This window comes from Staphylococcus sp. EZ-P03, assembly GCF_003344575.1.
In the GTDB taxonomy this organism is placed as follows: Bacteria; Bacillota; Bacilli; order Staphylococcales; family Staphylococcaceae; genus Staphylococcus; species Staphylococcus simulans_B.
This window is the reverse complement of record NZ_QPMO01000053.1, coordinates 1-1,873: the sequence shown is the minus strand read 5'-3', so window position 1 is coordinate 1,873 and position 1,873 is coordinate 1. Positions and strand designations below refer to the sequence as shown.

General features: G+C 39.7%; 1 protein-coding gene. It reads right to left on the bottom strand.

What is annotated here, in order from left to right:
• Positions 1-77: 77 nt before the first annotated feature.
• A complete protein-coding gene (gene ltrA / locus DVJ99_RS12920) occupies positions 78-1,364 on the bottom strand; it encodes a group II intron reverse transcriptase/maturase (protein WP_114604549.1) in 1,287 nt (428 codons plus the stop codon).
• Between the last annotated feature and the right edge of the window lie 509 nt (positions 1,365-1,873).

Below are 1,873 nucleotides of genomic sequence, written 5' to 3'. Positions count from 1 at the left end.
AATCGAGTAGGAGAGTAATCATTAATTGAATACTCGTCCTCTCACACCACCGTGCGTACGGTTCCGTACACGGCGGTTCAATATCTTGCGTAAGCAGACTCTGCGAGTCGGGCTAGTGGTACTAGACCCCACTTGTAGAGTCTATTTGTTGTAAGCGCATGATGAACCTCATGCGTTTTGGAAAGCCTCCAATACTTCTTTCTTGAGTTCGCAATACGCATGGCACCATTGTGGTCTAATCCGTATTTTCGAAGCATTTTGTATTTTGTTTTGACCTTCTTCCATCGCTTTAAAATAAGTTGTCTGATTCGATGGTTCAACCACTCTTGCATTTCGCGGATAAATCCTTTAACAAAACCTCTGCCAAAATAGTTTATCCAACCTCTAGTAATCGCGTTGATTTCTGTTATAATTTCAGTAAATGTGCCAGGTCTATTTCTTCTTGTGACCCACTTTAATTTGGCTTTTAAATTTCTTTTTGCTTCCATAGTGGGTCTGAAACGACAAGTGCCATTTATTTTCGTTATCAGACAACTCAAGAACTTTAAACGTGTGGGAGAGCCTGCCTTACTTTTATCTTTATTCACTGTTAATTTCAGGTCCTTTTCGATAAAGTTTGTGATACTCTCCATAACACGTTGTCCGGCACGTTTTGATTTAACAAAGATGACGAAGTCATCTGCGTATCTCACAAAACGATGTCCGCGCTTCTCTAATTCTTTATCCAGCTCATGCAAATAGATATTACACAACAAGGGAGATATAACCCCACCTTGAGGGGCGCCTGTCTTTCTTTCTGCGTATTCGCCAGACAGGTCTGCAGACCCGCTTTGTAAACTTTTGCGGATAAATTTAGAGATAGCTTTATCTTGTATAAAGCGTTCAAACAAGTACATCAATTTGTCATGGTTCAACGTGTCAAAACATTGTTTTAAATCACAGTCTACGACTGTGTGATAACCCTCCTCATAGTATTGAATACATTGTTTTAATGCAGTACCTGTACTATGATTTGGTCTAAACCCATGACTATGTTTCGAAAACTGGCGATTTATCATCGGTTCGATAACTTGTTTGATTGCTTGTTGGATAACTCTATCCCTTGCGACGGGAATTCCAAGAATTCTCTTTTTGCCATTCGGTTTTGGAATGGCTACTTTCTTAACTGCTTGCGGTTTATACGTACCGTTAAGCAGTTTTCCTTTTATCTGTGGATAGAATTCTCTGAAGTGAGCATGTAACTCTTTAACCTTCATCCCATCGATTCCAGGAGAGCCATTATTTTTAACAACTTTCTTGATTGCTTTCTCTATGTTGTTCTTTCTTACAACAAGTTCCATCAGTGATGGAGTCTCACGATACATTTCTTTCATATCAACTAAGATTTACTGTACACATCTGCTTATCTTTTTCGTTCCACTACTTATCTTCCACAGACTGCCAATTTGCATTGTTTTCGGTACTTCGTAAATCTATAACCTCCATTCTTTACTTTGTATTTAATATTGTTCAGTCCTTCGGTACATTTTCCCTACTATGAATTCTGCTGACTTCTCATAATTCGTTGTTACTACGATTCGAAGAATCGCTTATGAGACCTCCTCGGGTAAGATTAACCACTTTCCACTCATGTCATTGCATCATTTACTCATACGAATTCGGGCAGTATCGGACTTTGTTTTGTTAAGCAAACTCATCCGTTCGCATAAGCCTTGATATGATGTTTCTATTCGTCAATGCGAGTGTTTGCGTCCGACTTCCTTCAGATTCCACCTCGCGATGGACACCCTTGTCTTTCGCTAACAGTTCCTACTGCCAAGCCTGTAATGGACTTTCACCATCAAGTTGCTAATCATGCCGAGCGCACTTAAAA